Here is a 473-nt window from a genome sequence, read left to right on the forward strand (position 1 = left end):
GGCGTTATGTGTTAATGCTGACTGCATATCAGATGTAGCCAGCGTGTGCAGCTTAAGAAGTGACTTTATTTGCTAATTTAAAGCCTGCGCTACCAACAAAAATCGATAACACGAAAGCAATGGGCCAAGCGACAATGAACTGTTTCATCCATGTGTATAGCCATATTTGAGTCATTCCAAGTTCGATAAAGCTAAAGATGCCAGTCATAAGGAGTGCCATCATAAGGGAGATAAAGATTTGTGCGATAATTAGGGTCTGTTTCTTTTGCATTGTTCCATCCAAAGTGTCGATGGATGGTGCACGAAAAGCATAGACGAGCACCATCCTAGTAAAAGGTTAGTGCCGCGGGTTTGCTTGAAGCAACTAAATCTCGAAATATACGAGGACTGGAATAACCGAACCAGTCTAAAATCTTTTCGACAGGGCAGATATTAGTAATTAGTGTGATGAGAGTCAAGTTTTTAGTTCGCAC

Annotated in this window: 1 protein-coding gene; it reads right to left on the reverse strand. The window is 41.2% G+C overall.

The annotated features are described in order from the left end of the window. Positions 1-52: 52 nt before the first annotated feature. Positions 53-271: a DUF2798 domain-containing protein gene (locus ACP45E_RS12860; protein ID WP_017039154.1), complete on the reverse strand. Its 219-nt coding sequence runs from the start codon at positions 269-271 to the stop codon at positions 53-55. Positions 272-473: the final 202 nt, after the last annotated feature.

It is taken from the genome of Vibrio genomosp. F10 str. 9ZD137 (assembly GCF_049974785.1).
In the GTDB taxonomy this organism is placed as follows: Bacteria; Pseudomonadota; Gammaproteobacteria; order Enterobacterales; family Vibrionaceae; genus Vibrio.

What these genes read in the sequence shown, in the direction of transcription:
- ACP45E_RS12860 (WP_017039154.1), bottom strand. Translation starts at nt 271, where the DNA reads ATGCAAAAGAAACAGACCCTAATTATCGCACAAATCTTTATCTCCCTT.